The organism is Evansella sp. AB-P1 (assembly GCF_029688925.1).
Classification (GTDB): Bacteria; Bacillota; Bacilli; order Bacillales; family Salisediminibacteriaceae; genus Evansella.
The window spans coordinates 39,597-56,819 of sequence record NZ_JARUKY010000002.1; the positions used below are offsets into that span (position 1 = coordinate 39,597).

General features: G+C 33.8%; 18 protein-coding genes and 1 riboswitch. Of the genes, 9 read left to right on the forward strand and 9 right to left on the reverse strand.

Annotation, left to right across the window (positions count from 1 at the left end):
- Window positions 1-274: 274 nt before the first annotated feature.
- From QA612_RS02390 to QA612_RS02405, 4 genes are read right to left on the reverse strand one after another with little or no spacing between them, the layout of a single operon-like run.
- Window positions 275-706, reverse strand: a complete 432-nt coding sequence (locus tag QA612_RS02390; RefSeq protein ID WP_278282155.1) for a CBS domain-containing protein — start codon at window positions 704-706, stop codon at window positions 275-277.
- On the reverse strand, window positions 699-1,442 hold the full coding sequence (locus QA612_RS02395) for a P-II family nitrogen regulator (RefSeq protein WP_278282156.1): 744 nt from the start codon (window positions 1,440-1,442) through the stop codon (window positions 699-701). The genes QA612_RS02390 and QA612_RS02395 overlap by 8 nt, the downstream gene beginning before the upstream one ends.
- Window positions 1,411-2,163: a DUF1538 domain-containing protein gene (locus tag QA612_RS02400; RefSeq protein WP_278282157.1), complete on the reverse strand. Its 753-nt coding sequence runs from the start codon at window positions 2,161-2,163 to the stop codon at window positions 1,411-1,413. Before QA612_RS02400 ends, QA612_RS02395 begins: the two co-directional genes overlap by 32 nt.
- Window positions 2,160-2,852: a DUF1538 domain-containing protein gene (locus tag QA612_RS02405; RefSeq protein ID WP_278282158.1), complete on the reverse strand. Its 693-nt coding sequence runs from the start codon at window positions 2,850-2,852 to the stop codon at window positions 2,160-2,162. The genes QA612_RS02400 and QA612_RS02405 overlap by 4 nt, the downstream gene beginning before the upstream one ends.
- 317 nt (window positions 2,853-3,169) lie before the next feature.
- Window positions 3,170-3,336, forward strand: a riboswitch (M-box (ykoK) riboswitch).
- A gap of 261 nt (window positions 3,337-3,597) precedes the next feature.
- On the opposite strand from QA612_RS02405, the gene mgtE reads away from it, so the two are divergent.
- Window positions 3,598-4,959, forward strand: a complete 1,362-nt coding sequence (gene mgtE, locus QA612_RS02410) for a magnesium transporter (RefSeq protein ID WP_278282159.1) — start codon at window positions 3,598-3,600, stop codon at window positions 4,957-4,959.
- Between the two features lie 76 nt (window positions 4,960-5,035).
- On the opposite strand, the gene QA612_RS02415 is transcribed toward mgtE, so the two are convergent.
- Window positions 5,036-5,377: a hypothetical protein gene (locus QA612_RS02415; RefSeq protein WP_278282160.1), complete on the reverse strand. Its 342-nt coding sequence runs from the start codon at window positions 5,375-5,377 to the stop codon at window positions 5,036-5,038.
- 131 nt (window positions 5,378-5,508) lie between these two features.
- Here QA612_RS02415 and QA612_RS02420 point away from each other — a divergent pair, with 131 nt between their 5' ends.
- Window positions 5,509-6,435: a manganese-dependent inorganic pyrophosphatase gene (locus QA612_RS02420; protein WP_278282161.1), complete on the forward strand. Its 927-nt coding sequence runs from the start codon at window positions 5,509-5,511 to the stop codon at window positions 6,433-6,435.
- A gap of 383 nt (window positions 6,436-6,818) precedes the next feature.
- Here QA612_RS02420 and trhA read toward each other — a convergent pair whose 3' ends face one another.
- A complete protein-coding gene (gene trhA, locus QA612_RS02425) occupies window positions 6,819-7,469 on the reverse strand; it encodes a PAQR family membrane homeostasis protein TrhA (protein ID WP_278282162.1) in 651 nt (216 codons plus the stop codon).
- 42 nt (window positions 7,470-7,511) lie between these two features.
- Window positions 7,512-7,709, reverse strand: a complete 198-nt coding sequence (locus tag QA612_RS02430) for a hypothetical protein (protein WP_278282163.1) — start codon at window positions 7,707-7,709, stop codon at window positions 7,512-7,514.
- Window positions 7,710-8,416: 707 nt separating this feature from the next.
- Between QA612_RS02430 and QA612_RS02435 the strand changes: the two genes are divergently transcribed.
- Window positions 8,417-8,800, forward strand: coding sequence for an aspartyl protease family protein (locus QA612_RS02435; protein ID WP_278282164.1), 384 nt, complete (start codon window positions 8,417-8,419; stop codon window positions 8,798-8,800).
- A 46-nt stretch (window positions 8,801-8,846) separates the two neighbouring features.
- Here the strand turns inward: QA612_RS02435 and QA612_RS02440 are convergent, their stop codons facing one another.
- Window positions 8,847-10,334, reverse strand: a complete 1,488-nt coding sequence (locus tag QA612_RS02440; protein ID WP_278282165.1) for a potassium/proton antiporter — start codon at window positions 10,332-10,334, stop codon at window positions 8,847-8,849.
- Between the two features lie 248 nt (window positions 10,335-10,582).
- On the opposite strand from QA612_RS02440, the gene QA612_RS02445 reads away from it, so the two are divergent.
- Window positions 10,583-11,506, forward strand: coding sequence for a ketopantoate reductase family protein (locus QA612_RS02445; protein WP_278282166.1), 924 nt, complete (start codon window positions 10,583-10,585; stop codon window positions 11,504-11,506).
- Window positions 11,507-11,706: 200 nt separating this feature from the next.
- The gene (gene map / locus QA612_RS02450; RefSeq protein ID WP_278282167.1) at window positions 11,707-12,462 is read left to right on the forward strand and encodes a type I methionyl aminopeptidase; all 756 of its coding nucleotides are present in this window, start codon (window positions 11,707-11,709) and stop codon (window positions 12,460-12,462) included.
- An 84-nt stretch (window positions 12,463-12,546) separates the two neighbouring features.
- Here map and QA612_RS02455 read toward each other — a convergent pair whose 3' ends face one another.
- Window positions 12,547-13,377 (reverse strand): TerC family protein, encoded by an 831-nt coding sequence (locus QA612_RS02455; protein WP_278282168.1) that lies wholly within the window; start codon window positions 13,375-13,377, stop codon window positions 12,547-12,549.
- A gap of 197 nt (window positions 13,378-13,574) precedes the next feature.
- Here QA612_RS02455 and QA612_RS02460 point away from each other — a divergent pair, with 197 nt between their 5' ends.
- The 4 genes from QA612_RS02460 (at window position 13,575) to QA612_RS02475 (ending at window position 17,143) form a co-directional block, all read left to right on the forward strand.
- Window positions 13,575-14,027: a GNAT family N-acetyltransferase gene (locus tag QA612_RS02460; protein WP_278282169.1), complete on the forward strand. Its 453-nt coding sequence runs from the start codon at window positions 13,575-13,577 to the stop codon at window positions 14,025-14,027.
- A gap of 138 nt (window positions 14,028-14,165) precedes the next feature.
- On the forward strand, window positions 14,166-15,029 hold the full coding sequence (locus QA612_RS02465) for a GNAT family N-acetyltransferase (protein WP_278282170.1): 864 nt from the start codon (window positions 14,166-14,168) through the stop codon (window positions 15,027-15,029).
- 150 nt (window positions 15,030-15,179) lie between these two features.
- Window positions 15,180-15,887 (forward strand): ABC transporter ATP-binding protein, encoded by a 708-nt coding sequence (locus QA612_RS02470; protein WP_347568855.1) that lies wholly within the window; start codon window positions 15,180-15,182, stop codon window positions 15,885-15,887.
- Window positions 15,888-15,889: 2 nt separating this feature from the next.
- Complete coding sequence (locus tag QA612_RS02475) at window positions 15,890-17,143, forward strand: ABC transporter permease (RefSeq protein WP_278282171.1); 1,254 nt, start codon at window positions 15,890-15,892, stop codon at window positions 17,141-17,143.
- Window positions 17,144-17,223 lie beyond the last annotated feature (80 nt).

The window sequence follows — 17,223 nt, forward strand, 5'->3', positions numbered from 1 at the left end:
ATTACGAAGAAGTTGTCGCGACAACTGTTTTATTATTTTGGGCAATTGTACGAGTATTATTCTTATTTAAGTGATATATCTTTTTTAAATTTTAAATTTCTCTTAAAGAATTTATACATTTCTTCTATTGATGCTATATTTTCTTTTCCTTATTGATTGTTTAATGTTTGCATAAAAAAGAAGTCTCAAATTATTTTCGAGACATCTTTATAATTTCTCTATTCTTTCTATTGCTTGTAAGATATCTATCTATATAGTTCCATATTAATAAAAGTTATAATTTAGTAATAATTTCATATGCATTTAAATCACCAATAACTTTTCTAGAATCATTTATAACAGGTATTTCATCCAAATTATGATTTACCATTTTTTGTAGTGCTTCCTCTAATGGATCATCAGTTACTACAGAAATTGGTGATCTCATAATGTCTTTTGCAATACTATCTTGTGATACGGATAAATATAGTAATTTTTTATTACTAGATGTAGTCTTGTGGAGACTTTTCTGAACAGATATGGTTTCTAAAAGGTCATGCATCGTAATTATGCCGGTTAAAGTATCTTCGGAATTTACAACATAAAGGCATCTTTTGATTGGTTCTGTACTTGAGAATTTTTGCCGTACTTCGTGAATAGAAAAATTTTCTCGAACAATTGAAGCTGTTAATGTTATATTTTTATAAACATCTTTTACTTTAGGCATCTGTATCACCAATTCTATTACGAACCATTTGGTTAAGTATATGATTAATACCGATTGTTCGTTCTACTTCTAATACAAAGGCAATACCTTTTCCTGGTTGATTTAATCCTGCGTCCTCATTAATTTGTCCAAGAACATCATCTGTTTTATTTCTATCGATCAAAGTTAGTACTACTTCTTTCTCTGGTTCAATGGTAATATTTAAAAATTTTGCTTGTTCATGAATCCCCGTACCTCTACCAGTTAAAATTGTTCCCCCTTCAGCACCAGCTTTTTTTGAAGCAGTTACTACTTTGTCTGAGTCTCCCTTATTTACAATCGTTACTATAAGATCATATAAAATCCCGTGACTTTCCATTGGCATATTAACTCCTCCCGTAAGTGGTGCTGAACCTATTTCTCCACCTAATAGGTGGCATATTCCAATAATTGATTTTGTGTTTAATACGATACCTAAGCCAGTTCCAGGATTCTCTAGTTTACTTTCTCTTATAATACTTTCAATTATATTTTCTATTAATTCATTTTTTGCTAGTGTAAAGACTATTTCTTTTTCAGGTGTGATAGGAATACCTAAAAAGGATTTATTTTCATGGACGCCAGTTCCTCTTCCTAAAAGAACTGTACCTCCTTCAGCACCAGCTTTTTTAGATCCGTTAACCACTTTTTTAGCTATTCCTTTTTTGACAATTGTAATAATTAGTTTATGCTTTTGATTTATTTTGTTCAGTAACACGTTCTCGCCCCTTTCCTTCAAATAGTAATCCTAATGTGAGAACGGATATAATGGGTATTAGTGCCACTAGAGCAATCATACCAAACCCATCTATAAGAGGATCTCTTCCTTCAATGACTGACGCTACACCTACTGCGATAGATAGGATAAACGTCACAGTCATGGGACCAGTTGCAACTCCCCCAGAATCGAAAGCAATGGATGTGAAGGTACTAGATGAGAAAAACATCATAATAATAGCAATCATATAACCAGGGATAACAAAATACCACAATGGTAGACCTACTAATATTCTAGCCATTGATAGGGCAATAGAAACAGCTACACCGATAGATAAAGTATATAGCATTACTTTTTGTGAAATATAACCGCCGGATACCTTCTCTACTTCATGATTTAAGATTCTTACAGCAGGTTCGGCGAACGTAGCAACAAAACCAAATACGAAACCAATGGGAATAAGGACCCAACTTTGAGAAATCCCACCTAATTTCTCCCCAATTAATTCTCCTACCGGAAAAAAACCTACATGAACCCCTTGTAAGAAAAATGCTAATCCAAAAAAGGAAAGAATCATACCTTTTCCTATGTTAATTAGTTTTTCTTTGCTTAGTTTTAAAAAGAAAAATTGAAAAATTGCGAAAAAAATGATCAACGGTATTAATGCAAAGGTGACTTCAAATAATACGTGACCAAAGCCGTGGAATATTTGTATTTTCATCCGTATATCACTCCTAAAATGAGGACCGCTATTATTGGACCTATGGATGCTAAAGCTACTAGACCAAAGCTATCACTAGAGGAAGTCTTTCCTCTTATTACAGAGGCAACACCTACACCAAGAGCTAATATAAAAGGCACTGTCATTGGTCCGGTAGTTACACCGCCAGCATCAAAGGAGATTGGAATAAAGCTTGCTGGGGTAAAAGATGCTAATAGAAAGACTACACCATAGCCTCCCATTAATAAGTAAGTGATATTAATATTAAAAATAATTCTAAGCATCGCGAGCAAAACAAAAATTCCTACCCCTAAGGCAACAGAATAGACAAGAATGTTTCGTGAGATTTCCCCACCTGATACTTGGTCTACTTGAAGTGCTAAAACACGCACATCAGGTTCTGCTACCGTAACGACGAAACCAAGTAGAAATCCAAAAAATAAAATTAATCCTAGTTTTTGAGTTTTGGGTAAAGTAGAACCGATCATTTCACCAACTGGGAGGAGCCCTATATGCACTCCTAACAAAAAGAGTATAAGTCCAATACTTACAAATGCAACTCCGATTAAGAATTGTAAAAAAACATCCATTGGTAGCCAGAGTATGGAGAATTGTAAAATAAAAACTACAGCTGTAATTGGCATAACTGCATAGACAACTTCTTTCACTGTATCTCTAATTTCCTGCATCATATCCCCCCAATATCTATTACATTTCCTTTTTATTATATTTATTAAACGATATTTATTTGAATCATTATTAAATCATTTTTTTAAAGAATGATAATTTTCGGATTTTTTTATCGGTATTTATTTAAGTTCATTTAAATTTTATTATTAGCTTTTACTTCTTGATACACTTTCACCAAGGGTATAAGTGTCACCACAACCGTTCTTCCTTCACTCTTCTCCTATCAGGCTCTTTTTTTATTCTATTAAAATGTCTTTAAATACAAAATACGTGGTTGACAACTTAACTATACTAATGTAACTTTATCAGTGAAATTGAATACCCTCGTTAGGTGAGGCTCCTGTGCTGGAGATATGCTGCTGCCCAAAAATGTCCAAAGACGCCAATGGGTCAACAGAAACCATCGACATAAGGTGGTTTTTAATGTAGCTGGAATTTTTTCCTATGCCGCACAGTGCTAAAGCTCTACGAATGGAGGAACTTATTCGTGTGATATTAATACAATATCACTATGCTTATGCTTGGTTACGTATAACTACTGACCACCTTCATTTGTTGAGGGTGGTCTTTTGTTGTTAATAATATAATTAGGAAAGTAGAGGTGAGTTGGAATGGATAGTAGTCCCGAACCTGATTCAAAAAGGATAAAAGGCAAAAAAATATGGGAGAAGTTGGGGAGAAATCCATTCTACTTATCTCAAAAAATAATAAGTGAAATGGTTTTCTCCTAAGGGAGGAATCGTAATGGTTAAATTAGATGAAAGAAATCGTGAGCAATATGAAAAGTATATTATTGATATTTTAGAAAAGAGAGATATAAAAAAATTCCGTGATTCGTATTTAGAATTACATCCAACTGATCGTGTTGATTTATTTACTATGCTAAATGGGGAGAAGAGAAATCTTGTTTATGAATACTTATCTCCTGCAGAATTTGCTGATATATTTCAAGGGTTGGATGTTGAAAATCAAAAGGAAATTGTTTTAGAAATTAAGGAAAGCTATGCTTCAGAGATGTTTAATAATATGTATGCTGACGATGTTGCAGACTTTTTAAGTGAAGTAGTAGATTCTAAGGCAGAAAATATATTAACATCTATGGATAAAGAGGAAGCGGAAGAGGTTAAAGAACTTCTTTCCTACCAACCTGAAACGGCAGGTTCCATTATGACAAAGGAATTTATTAGCCTTTCCTCAACTTGCCGTGCTACAGATGTCATAAACCTCCTCCGTAATGAAGGACCAGATGCAGAAACAATCTATTATTTATATGTAGTAAATAGTGGAGGACAATTGGTTGGAGTTGTATCATTAAGAGATTTAATTATTGCACCGCCTAGTGAATTCGTAGAAAATATTATGAGTTCCAGAGTAATTTCTGTTTCTGTTAATGAAGATCAAGAGGATGTAGCAAAGCTGATTAAAAAATATGATTTCTTAGCAGCGCCAGTTGTTACTGACAATAATATCCTTGTTGGTATTGTTACAGTGGATGATGTAATGGATGTATTAGAAGATGAAGCAACAGAGGACTTTGGTGAATTTACTGCTTCAAGAGGAGCAACAGATGTAAATATTAGTTCTTTTTCTGCTGCTAAGAAACGATCTCCTTGGATTATTATGCTAATGTTTTTTGGCTTAATTACCGCAGGAGTGATTGGGCAGTTTGAAGAGACACTTGAAGAGATTGTGTTATTAGCAGTATTTATTCCATTACTCATGGATTCTGCAGGGAATACGGGAACGCAATCATTAGCTGTGATGGTACGTTCATTAGCAACAGGATCTTTTGAAAAGAAGGGTATGTTCCATACAATTAAACGGGAATTTGGAACAGGGGTTATGCTCGGCATAATATGTGCAGTCGTTCTATTCATTATTATACCACTATTTTATGGAAGCTTTATTATTGCATTTATTGTAGGTATTTCCTTATTTTTAACCCTTAGCATTGCAACGATTATTGGAGCAGTTGTTCCAGTCATGATTAATAAGTTAAGACTTGATCCAGCTATTGCATCAGGACCGTTTATTACTACGGTTAATGATATTTTAGGTTTACTCATTTACTTCTCTATTGCAACAGCATTATTAGAATATATATAAGGTAATTGTGGTTTAATTGATAATTAATCAAGGTCCTAGTGAGTTGTTACTGCTCCCTAGGACTTTGTGTTACATTTTATTGAATGTGAACAATATCTACAGGGCCGTGGTCATCACAATGATCACCGTGTACGTGGTGAAGTCGTCCATTCACTAAATAATCGAAATGATCACCGTGTGGTACCATTTCATGACCGCAATCTTTTTCGTGGTTACAGCCACAATCAATTGGCTTACATTCGGTTTTATTTACTTCATTTGTAGGGATGGAACATTCAAACCACTTTCCATCTTTTTCATGATGGAGGTGACCGTTGTGAACATAATCAATGTGATCATCATGACGTATTTTTGTATGGCCACAAGCTATACTATGCTTATGGGGATGCTCATGGTGTTCATTGTTTATTCCATTCATAATAAAAAGCTCCTCTCCGAATGTAAACTGTAGGATAGATATTACATATTCAGTTGTTATTATAGTGTGTCCAAAAAAAAGTTGATTTACTATTACTGAAATGATAGAACTATATGGAAGGGGTGATTTTAATGGAAAAAGTTCTAGTATTTGGTCATAAAAATCCTGATACAGATACGATTTGCTCAGCTATAGCTTATGCTGAATTGAAGAAAAAATTAGGTGTTAACTGTGAAGCAGTACGATTAGGTTCAGTAAATGGGGAAACGCAATATGCACTTGATTATTTTAAACAAGATGCACCTCGTTTAGTAGAAACTGTTTCAAATGAAACAAATAGCGTTATTTTAGTTGATCATAATGAACGCCAACAAAGTGTAGATGATTTAGGGGATGTTCGCGTTCTTGAAGTAATTGATCATCATCGTATTGCAAATTTTGAGACGTCAGATCCATTATATTATCGTGCTGAACCAGTTGGTTGTACGGCAACCATCCTTAACAAGCTATATAAGGAAAATGGTGTTGCAATTGAAAAAGAAGTAGCTGGTTTAATGCTTTCTGCTATCATTTCTGATTCTTTACTTTTCAAATCTCCGACGTGTACAAATGAAGATGTTGAAGCGGCTCAGGAATTAGCAAAGATTGCTGGTGTTGATAGTGAAGCATATGGCTTAGAAATGCTTAAAGCTGGCGCGGATTTAAGTGAAAAGACTCCAGGAGAATTGATTTCTCTCGATGCAAAAGAATTTCAAATGGGTGATGCTAAAGTAGAAATTGCTCAAGTGAATGCAGTTGATGTGAATGAAGTTTTAGCACTTCAAAGTGAATTGGAGAAGGAAATGTTAGCAACAATTGATAAGAAGGATTTAGATCTTTTCTTATTAGTAATAACAGATATTTTAAATAACAATTCTGTAGGTGTAGCTTTAGGAAAACAATCTAATTCTGTTGAAAAAGCCTTTAATGTATCCCTTTCCAACAATACAGCTACTCTTGATGGTGTTGTATCTCGTAAAAAGCAAGTGGTACCGCAATTAACTGCAGCATTAACTTAAAAGTAAGGCTAATACATAAGGACTTAGATTTTTTATAATCTAAGTCCTTTTTATATGGTAAATGGGATGTAAATTAGGATAGATCCCCCATATACAAGTAATAATTTGCACCATGGGGGATGAAAATGCTCATCAAGTGGGTTCATCCGTTTCAGGCAGGCGCTTTCACCACAGGCATAAGTGCGACATCTGTTCATGCTTCACAGTGTCTTCTTTACCGTGGGAACGGCCTCAACTTCCTATCACTTACTCGGTAAGTGATAGGTGATTTTCAGATCGCGCTGATCCCACTGGAGTCGTCCCCCTTCACTACTGAACTGTCTTATTCAGGATAGCTGCAATTGTTTTTAGATATCATTTATTATTTAAATGCCCATTTCAGATTAACCAGCATACGGTAATAAATAAAGAAGCACGGCAAAGAAATGACTTGTGGTACCACCTAAAACAAATAGGTGCCATACTGCATGATGAAACTTAAATCCTCTCCAAACATAAAACACAGCACCAAATGTATATAGAAGTCCTCCAATAATTAATAAATTGATACCGTTAGGATGTAAATTTTCCTTCAAAGGAGTCCATGCAAATACAATTAACCATCCCATAACAACATACAGAAGTGTAGAGGTAACTAAAAATTTTTTTACAAAAAAGCACTTAAACACAGTACCACCAATGGCTAATCCCCAAACGATACCGAACAAAGTCCAACCTAAAGTTCCTTGGACAATAATAAATAAGAAGGGAGTATATGTACCTGCTATAAAAAAATAAATGGAGGAATGATCTAGAATCTCAAATAGGTCTTTTCCTCTTCCTTGCGGGAGAGCATGTACAAAGGTTGAAGCAGTATATAAAAGGACCATGGTTGTACCGAACAATGTAAAACTGACTATGTGCCAAGGGGTTCCGTGAATACTAGAAAAAAAAATCAATAGAACTAATCCTGCAACACTTAATAGAAATCCTAAGCCGTGTGTGATTGAATTTGCAATCTCTTCTCCCTTGGAGAACGTATGAGTATTTGCCACATTGATCATCCTTTTACAAGAAAGTATTGTAGTTAGTAAACTTTATTTCCGTTTATTATTATTAATATGTGAAGAATTTTGCTCTTCTTTTTCATTTCGTTTGCTTTCTTCTTCTGCCAAACGTTTATTTGCTCTTTTTAATCTACTAACAGTAAATGAAGCTGCAATAAATACTAAAATCATTATGATATAAGCGTATAAAAAATTTTCATCTCCGTCAGGAAATGTAAAAATATCCACAAAAAACACACCTTTCATTTAAATGTTTTAAAACAATTTTCAGGGTAGTCCTCGATGCAAGTGAAAAAATTTGCACCATGGGGGATGAAAATTATTTCATAGTGAGTTCATCCGTTTCAGGCAGCCGCTTTCACCACAGGCATAAGGGCGACATCTGTTCATGCTTCACAGTGTCTTCTTTACCGTGGGGCACGGCCTCAACTTCCACACTATACATTTTGTATACCGCTAAACGTAAATGGTCCTGTTTCGGCCTGCAAGTGTTGCTCTGTTGTTATATGCGTCGAGACAACTGGAAGTTTATTCGTGAAGCATATACTACTCGTCGCAGGAGTCGCCGCATTTTCACTCCTGATGCCATTTAAAATTTCGGAGTCTTCAATTTATTATAGATAACTTAATTTCTTCATAATTATATCAATTGATGTGAGATAATTCTAAGCTTTACTCTCAAATATTTTAAAATATTATGTTGAAATTAACGATATTAATTCGGAAACTTCACAAAAATTATAAGGGTGTAAACATCTGGAGTACAGGGAAAACAATAATGATGGGAATGCTTTTGTGATAATTCATAGTAATAGATATGGAATATATAGATGATAACGGGTAATAGGCATATAATAAAAATAAATAATACTGAAATTTTGTGAAAATGATCCGTTTAGAAAGATTATGATAATTATTAATTGGGGGAGTTTAAAATGAAAAGCCTAAGAATTGAAAATGGATTTTTGTTGACCGAAATGAAGGTTACACATGATGAAGCATCAATAGAGCTTCAACGAATTTTAGTGGATACATGCTCCAATTTTAGTGTTTTATCTATGGAAAAAGCTGAGGGGATAGGTTTAATAACGTCAGAAGATATAAAAGAATTACAAGATAAAAATAATGAAAACAAGAGAAGTTTAATTAAACCAGTATGTATTAGTGTCGGTCCGTTAAAGATCGTTGATTTTCCAATTGAAATACAAAGAATAAATGATACAAATCTAGAAGGAGTACTTGGATTAGATTTTTTGAAGAGAGTTGGTGCAAAAATTAATTTAGACGCAATGACTTTATCAGGCTCTAGAGTAATTTAACCAAAATGCATAGAGGAAATTAGTAATAGGATAAAAACGAACCACGTTATTGTTGGTTCGTTTTTTGTCTTTCAGCAAGGATTATTTTTTTAGCTAATGGAAGGTCTTCTTTTTTTACTAGTACGAACAATGTATCTCCAGCATATATTTTTGTTTTTCCATGAGGAGGTATTAACTCTTTTTTTCGTATGATAGCATTGATGAGAACATTTTTCGGTAATGGGAGGTCTACAATAAATTTTTCCGTATTCAAATTGTTTTTATCAATGAAAAATTCAACTATTTCTGCATTTGTTTTTCCTATTGAGCTTAATTCAATCACATGTTCTGGTGTTGTTTTTGCTGGCTGTGTTAATTTCAAATTTTTCGCTAATAATGGTATAGTCGCCCCTTGTAAAAGGGTAGAAGTAACAACGATGAAAAATACAAGATTAAAGACCAGCTGACTGTTGCCAACACCTGCTATCATTGGAAAAGTTGCTAATATAATTGGAACTGCTCCTCGTAAGCCTGCCCATGATAGAAAAAGCTTCTCTTTCCAGTTAAAAGGATAAAAGTGTAATGAGATAAATACGGAAATAGGTCTAGCAAAGAGCATTAATATAATTGATAAAAGAGTTCCTTGTATAATTAATGTTCCATTTATTAACTGACCTGGAAAAACAAACAGTCCAAGAATTATAAACATTATCATTTGCATCATCCAGGCGAAGCCTTCATGAAATCGAAAAATAGATTGGCGATATGGTAAATCGTTATTTCCCATCATTAGTGCAGTTACGTATACTGCAAGGAAGCCACTTGCTTGAATAAGTGATGTGCTACTGTATGCAAGAATTGCAAAGGCTGCAGCAAATACTGGATACAGTCCACTTGAATCTAAGTTTATTTTATTAATTGAATAAATGGCAATCTTCCCAATTAAATACCCCACTATTAAACCGATTCCCATTTGCCAAAAGAAAGATAAAACTACAGTAGTTGTGTTTATCGTTGTAGCTGTATACATTCCAATAAATGTAATCGTTAAAAATACGGCCATTGGATCATTTGTACCAGATTCAACTTCTAATGTTCCTTCCAAACGTTTTTTTATATTTTTCCCTCTTAGAACACTAAAAACTGCAGCTGCATCCGTCGATCCAACGATAGAACCAAATAAGAATGCTTCTATCCATGTGAATCCTATAATATATTTAGCACCTATTCCAACGATAATAGCTGTAAATAAGACTCCAACAGTAGCCAAAGTTAATGAAGGTGCTGTAACACTTTTAACATTTTCCCACTTTGTTTGTAGTCCACCTTCAAACAGAATTAAAATAAGTGCAAAAATTCCAATGAATTGAGCAATTTTTGGATTATCAAAATAAATAAATCCTAAAATATCACTACCCATTAATATACCAATGCCAATAAACAAAACAAGTGCAGGAACACCAATACGGGAGGAAAATTTTGTTGTTAGTACACCTAAGATGAGAAAAAACGCAATAAACAAAATGATAGTGGTAGCATCATAAGTGATATCCACCTTTTTATCCCCCCTATTTTTTTATCTAGTATTAAATTATTTTAACATTGATTAAGAAAGACGTTTTAACGTGTGAAGAAATCTAACATTTTATTTTAGTTTATTATACTGCGTTTATAAAATGAGAAAATACAGTGAAAAATAGTACTCAATTACTGTGTTTTACAAAAGTGGATAGAAAAAAGGATTTTACCTCGATTTGTAGAAATAAGACACATGAGAAAGATGGAGAGGAGATCGATCGTTAAATGAAAATATTAATTCTTGGTGCAGGTGCTGTTGGAGGCTATTTTGGAGGACGGTTGATAGAAAAGGGAGAAGACGTAACTTTTTTAGTTAGAGAGAAAAGAAAACAACAGTTAAGAGAAACTGGACTAGTGATAAAAAGCGTACATGGAGATGTAACACTTAAGCCAAAAACCATATTGGAGTCTGATTTAGATGAACCGTTCGATATCGTGATTATTGCTACTAAAGCCTACCACTTAGAACAGGGGTTAAAATCAGTAGAACCTTTCATTCGAGATTATACATTAATCCTTCCGTTATTAAACGGGATTGAGCATATGGATGAATTAAAGGCTTATTTTTCACCAGAACAGGTTATCGGGGGGCTGTGTTCCATTGAATCTACTCTCGATGAAACTGGTGCTATCATCCAAACTTCGGGATTTAATGAATTAGTTTTTGGGGAGTGGAGTGGGGAAAGAACAGATCGAATTTTAAAGGTAACTGATGCTTTCTCGGGCACAAAAGCATCTTTTCGTCTAAGTGAAAACATTCAACAAGAAATGTGGCACAAATATTTATTTATTACGACTTTTTCAGGTATCACTTCACTTATGAGGTCTCCTATTGGCCCTATTAGAGATACATTTGAGGGACGTACATATACTCAACAATTATTTGAAGAGATTCGTCTAACAATGGAAGCTTTTGGTGCTCCAATAGTTGAAGGAATAATTGAAAAGCAAATGGGAAAAATAGAATCTTTATCACCACAAATGAAATCATCTATGCTACGGGATATAGAGAAAAACGCAGCTATCGAAGGAGATCATTTACAAGGGTTTCTGTTGTTATTAGCAGAAAGGTGTGGCATAGAAACTCCTTTACTTCGCCTTGTATATCAACACTTAAAAGTTTATGAAAAAAATCAGTTTCATGATTAGTAATAATGCAGATTGTATGGGATTTATATAATATAAAATATTCAGTGAAGTTTGTAGAATATTGCCCGGGAAAACATGTGTACAAGTGGACTTTAGTTAGAACTGTTAAATAAAAAAGTTGCAAAATTCTATTTAACAACATATGGTGAAAAGTAAATACATATTTAATCGGTCTTTAAGATTAGAAAGGAGAACATATTGTGATTCAACGAAAATCAGCAAGGGAAATAGAGCTAATGCACGAAGCTGGAAGGCTTGTTGCATCTATTCATAAAGAAATTGCAAAATTAATAAAGCCAGGCATAACAACTTTAGAAATTGATACATTTGTAGAAGATTATTTAAGGAATAATGGAGCAAAGCCAGCTCAAAAAGGATACCAAGGTTATCAATATGCTACTTGTGCTTCAATAAATGATGAAATTTGTCATGGATTCCCAAGAAAAGAACCGTTAAAAAATGGGGATGTTGTGACAGTAGACTTTGTTGCAGATCTCAATGGTGCATTAGCAGATTCTGCATGGACACATTTAGTTGGGGATGTACCTGATGAGGTAAAAAAGCTATGTGATGTGACGAAAGAAGCTCTGTATATTGGCATTAGGCAAGCTGTTGATGGTAACCGGGTTGGAGATATTGGTGCAGCGATTGAAGCGTTTGTTAATCAATATGGCTATGGTATTGTTAGGGATTTTGCAGGTCATGGAATTGGTCCTACAATACATGAGGAGCCGAACATTCCTCACTTTGGAAGCAGTGGAAAGGGTAAACGGTTAAAGGAAGGCATGGTCATAACGATTGAACCAATGATCAATATGGGGCTTTGGGCATCTCAAATGGATAACAATGGTTGGACAGCAAGAACCGTTGACGGTAGCTTATCTGTTCAATACGAACATACGATTGCTATCACAAATGATGGCCCAATAATTTTAACAGAACAAGAAGGATTTTAAACATAAATATTAAAAGAAACTAATTAGGCTGTCAGACAAGTCATAAACAATTGACTTAAGACAGCCTAATTTTTTCTTAAGTAATTAAGTTCTATTTTGAAGTAAGTCTTCATCAGTTTCTAATGTGTTTTCCGTTCCTTCTGATTCTTCATCAAAAGCATCCTCTTTTGTTAAAACCCAACCTAACACTACTATGAGAAGCAATATTGACCAAAATACAACTTTCCACAGGGTGGATTCAGGAAAATGGTGAGGAATTATAGCGACATCAGGGTGTGCTAATGTATGAATAATAAGTTTTATTCCTACCCAACCAACTATTAGAAATGCTGCTGTCTCTAATCCAGGTCTAGTTTGTAATACCCTGACGAAGTATGTTGCTGCAAAACGCATAATAATTACTCCAATCAATCCTCCTAATAAAATAACGATAAATTGTCCGCCGTCTAGTTCTCCAATTTGAAATGCACCTGTAGGAGTAAGTGTTAATGCTAAGGCAATAGCAGCTAAAATAGAATCTACAGCAAAGGCAATATCAGCTAATTCCACTTTTAATACAGTTAACCAAAAGCCAGATTTCGATACGTCTTCCGTAGGGCTGGTATTAGCTTGAAAAGGACTTTTATTAAAGGTATGTTTTTTTATAAGATGGTTTAGTGATATATATAATAAATATATGGCACCAACTGCTTGTACTTGCCACACATTAAAGAGAAATGAAATGATAAATAAGGATCCGAAACGGAAAATGAAGGCTCCAGCTAATCCATAAAACAAAGCTTTTTTTCGTTGCTTTTCTGGTAAATGTTTAACCATTATTGCTAATACAAGGGCATTGTCGGCAGCTAAAATCCCTTCTAGACCAATGAGTACAAGAAGGACCCACCCGTATTGTAATAGCATAGCACTGTCCATACATACTGCCCCCTTTATACTTATTTTCTCCATTTTCCTGTTTCCTACCACTTCCTTTTAAAGGATTTTTGCATTGAACAAAGAAATTATGAGAATGGGGAAGATTGAAGTTAGTTCACAAAATGTTCAGGAACATGGTCCCTGAACATTTTGTGAACTAGGATAGTCTTGTTTAGTTAGGAAGGATGATTGACATTATGTATAAATGGTCTTGGATGGATAATGATGCAGCTTTGGAAATTGCTGAGTGGGAATATGAAGGGGATATCTCTGTGTATAATTTAGCAGATGATCTTGATGCATTAGATGAGTTTTTGAATCCTTTTAATTGGAAATATGCGTATGCTATTTACGATTATGAAAACTATTTGAAAGGCTTTATGATGTTGAAGCCTACTGCAAGTAACGGATTTACTATTGAAAGAATTGGGTTGCATCCTAGTATCATTAATCAAGGGTACGGAATGGGATTTATTAAGTATTGCATAGACATTGTACAGGAGAAATATCAGACTAGAGAGATTAATGTACATATTCCTATCTTCAACAAACGAGCAATTAACGTTTTTTCAAAAAATGGGTTTGTTCAAAAGGGGCAAGTGAAAGAAGGTAATGAAGAATTTATAATATTAGTACTAAGCTTAGAATAGAGATAAAAAGCATATTTTTTAATTGGACTACATTAAATTTGCAGGATTTTTAAAAGAATAACTGGAATATATTGATAGAGAAGTAAAAATAAAATTTACTTTCAGCAGTATACATGAATTTGTTAGGGGGAGTGGATCATGGACATACGTTTACGTGCATACACATCACCAACAATTGTTTTAAAAAAAATTGAAAAACCCTTAATGGAAAAGGAAGCGGAAAATAACCTCCCTCTTGGATTATTAAGACGATTAAAGGTGGAAGAGGAAAAAAATGTTCATTACAAGGATGGACAACAACCAATTATCGTGTTAGGAGAAAAAGAGGGTGAAGCAGTTCCTTTCGTAATGGTTCAAACGCCTCCTTACAACCTCGTTATATGTGGTAATGAAGAGTTTGTTGATGTAGCAGTTCAATGGTTACATAAACGAAAAATTTCCATTCCTGGTGTAGTAGGCTGTAGACCGTTGGTAGATAAATTTGCTGAGGCTTGGGGAAGGAAATCTGGAAAACAAGTTAAGCAATATATGAGGCAACGTATTTATCAACTTGAAGAGCTCAATCAAGTATCTATGCGTAAGGGAAGGCTCTGTTATGCAACGGAAGATGACTTAGCACTAGTCACATATTGGACTCAGAAATTTTATGAGGAGTCCTTAGAACCAATTGATATGGAGCAGGCGGAGCTTTTTGTAAAAAATGAAATCAAAAGAAATACAATCTTTCTTTGGCGTACTGAATCATGTACTCCTGTTTCAATGGCTAAACGAGCTAGGGAATCTGAAAACGGAGTCGTTGTGAGCTTAGTTTATACCCCTGATGAATACAAAAAACAAGGGTATGCAACTACGTGTGTAGCAGCACTAAGTAAGAGATTACTTCAAGAAGGTTTTAAATTTTGTAGTTTATATACAGATCTAGATAACCCTATTTCCAACAGTATCTATATGAAAATCGGTTATAAACCAGTAGCTGATAGCATGGAATATCGTTTTGAATAATCATATAAGTTATGTTTCTACTCACTTCCTATGAAGTGGTTTTTTTTTTGAAATTACTAATTATCATAAAAAAATTCGAAACATTATCTAAATGTAAATCGTACTACTAGTTGCCAATAGTAAAGGTTATTAAATGTAGGATGTGATATTTTGAAAAATGTTCTTGAAGTAAAAATAGAAAGAGCAGGCTATCATGATGAGAAAAATACCATTACAAATATACAATTTGACGTTGGTGAAGGGGAATTAGTGGGACTGATTGGGGCAAATGGCGCTGGGAAAAGTACAACTATAAAGGCTATTTTAGACATGCTTGATATAGATGGGACTATATTGTTCAAACAAACTTCTGGTAAGAGGTATGCATACATACCAGAACAACCAACATTTTATGAAGAATTAACCCTATGGGAGCATCTAGCCTTTGCTGCAACTGTTTGTGAGTTACATGAGACTGAATGGAAGAAAGATGCAAAAAAACTGTTGGAGGATTTTCGTATGGAACATGTTATACACCATCTCCCATCTAGTTTTTCAAAAGGAATGCAACAAAAACTCATGATCATAATAGCTTTTCTAATAAAACCTAAAGTTTACATAGTAGATGAACCATTTTTAGGGTTAGACCCTAAATCAACAAAACAATTTTTACGCTACATAGATCAGGAGAAAAAGCGTGGAGCAGGAATTTTAATGTCTACACATGTACTAGATACAGCGGAAAAAATTTGTGACTACTTGTTGCTTATTGCAGATGGCCATATTAAAGCGACGGGTAATATAGAGCAGATTCGAAAGGAAGCAGGCTTACCAAATGGTTCATTATTGGATTGCTTTGAAGAACTTGTGGAGTGGTAGAAATGGAAAAAAACACAACAAAAAGGATTTTTCAAACAAGAGTGAAAAAGCATTATTGTACTATATTAGATCTTTATAAACGGACAGTTGACTGGGTCACCTGGCTATACTTAATTATTCCTGCAGCAGTAATTTCTTTTTATCAATATATTGAATGGTGGCAGACGCCATGGGAATGGAAGGCATCTGAAATTCAATTTGTGTCACTCCTTTTTCTATTCTTTTTCATCTATACAGGTAACATTCGTCTCTTTATTGAAAAGGGAGATCAGCTTTTTTATAGACAATACGAAAAAAAATTCTATTATTTAATGAAATTAGGAATGGCTTATTCGTCTTTAGTCAATTTCATTCTAACAACGGTAATTTTTATCATTCTTGCACCAATTTTAATCGTTCAGCTTAATTATCCAATCTTTATTACAATTGCTTTACTTTTTTTTATTTCTATTTCAAGGTTTCTTGTTACCACAATTAAACAAATAGTTCATGCTAGGTTTTCTGGATGGCAATTTTATATTGTATATTCATGTTTTATACTTCTTTCAGCTGTCATTTATAGTTGGATTCTCTATGTTTGGTTTAGCATAAATGACAAATTGTTGATTATCCTTTCCATTTTCATATTACTAGTATTAAATCTTCTGTTACTTATCTATAAACTCCACCAAAGAGATACATTTGAAGAGGATTTAACACGTGAAATAAAATTGAAATATCGTTTTATGACATATGCTTTGCAAAGTGCTAGTTTACTAGGAGCTCCGAAATATGAAAAGCTTAAAGTAATGAGGAAGAAAAAAAGGTCATGGTTGTTCCGAAACTCAGGAAGTATTTTTTTCAAACGTACAACACAATCCGCGTTTATAGAAATATATATAAAGTATCTTTTAAGAAGTAAAGATAGACGGATGGTATTTCTACAATTAATTGGTGGGATTCAGTTTGCAATAATTTTAGCACCAGATGTAATAAAATGGATAATTTGGATTCTTACAATTTTAATTATTTTACAAATGAGTAACTATTATGTAACAGAATTAAAAAAAGCAACATTTTTAAAGTTATTTGATTGGGATAATGAGAAGCTTTTTCATTACACTTCAAAAGCAGTTTTTGTTGTGAATTTACCCATTATCTTTATTATTGGAGCAGTAGGAGGAGCCTTGTTGATAGATGCTTGGTGGGGCTTTCTTATATTGGGTTTAGGATCTATATGTATAACCTACTTAATACAACCATTTATGCAAAAATAATAAAAATGACTACTACAACACGTTTTCTATTCAAAATATTGAAACATAACATCCTAAAATCTCGTTCTATGATGTAAGAG

Bases quoted from the DNA above. Each gene is read 5' to 3' on its own strand.
- QA612_RS02390 (WP_278282155.1), bottom strand. From the start codon at position 706: ATGCCTAAAGTAAAAGATGTTTATAAAAATATAACATTAACAGCTTCA.
- QA612_RS02400 (WP_278282157.1), bottom strand. From the start codon at position 2,163: ATGAAAATACAAATATTCCACGGCTTTGGTCACGTATTATTTGAAGTC.
- QA612_RS02405 (WP_278282158.1), bottom strand. From the start codon at position 2,852: ATGCAGGAAATTAGAGATACAGTGAAAGAAGTTGTCTATGCAGTTATG.
- mgtE (WP_278282159.1), top strand. From the start codon at position 3,598: ATGGTTAAATTAGATGAAAGAAATCGTGAGCAATATGAAAAGTATATT.
- QA612_RS02415 (WP_278282160.1), bottom strand. From the start codon at position 5,377: ATGAATGGAATAAACAATGAACACCATGAGCATCCCCATAAGCATAGT.
- QA612_RS02420 (WP_278282161.1), top strand. From the start codon at position 5,509: ATGGAAAAAGTTCTAGTATTTGGTCATAAAAATCCTGATACAGATACG.
- QA612_RS02435 (WP_278282164.1), top strand. From the start codon at position 8,417: ATGAAAAGCCTAAGAATTGAAAATGGATTTTTGTTGACCGAAATGAAG.
- QA612_RS02445 (WP_278282166.1), top strand. From the start codon at position 10,583: ATGAAAATATTAATTCTTGGTGCAGGTGCTGTTGGAGGCTATTTTGGA.
- QA612_RS02455 (WP_278282168.1), bottom strand. From the start codon at position 13,377: ATGGACAGTGCTATGCTATTACAATACGGGTGGGTCCTTCTTGTACTC.
- QA612_RS02460 (WP_278282169.1), top strand. From the start codon at position 13,575: ATGTATAAATGGTCTTGGATGGATAATGATGCAGCTTTGGAAATTGCT.
- QA612_RS02465 (WP_278282170.1), top strand. From the start codon at position 14,166: ATGGACATACGTTTACGTGCATACACATCACCAACAATTGTTTTAAAA.
- QA612_RS02475 (WP_278282171.1), top strand. From the start codon at position 15,890: ATGGAAAAAAACACAACAAAAAGGATTTTTCAAACAAGAGTGAAAAAG.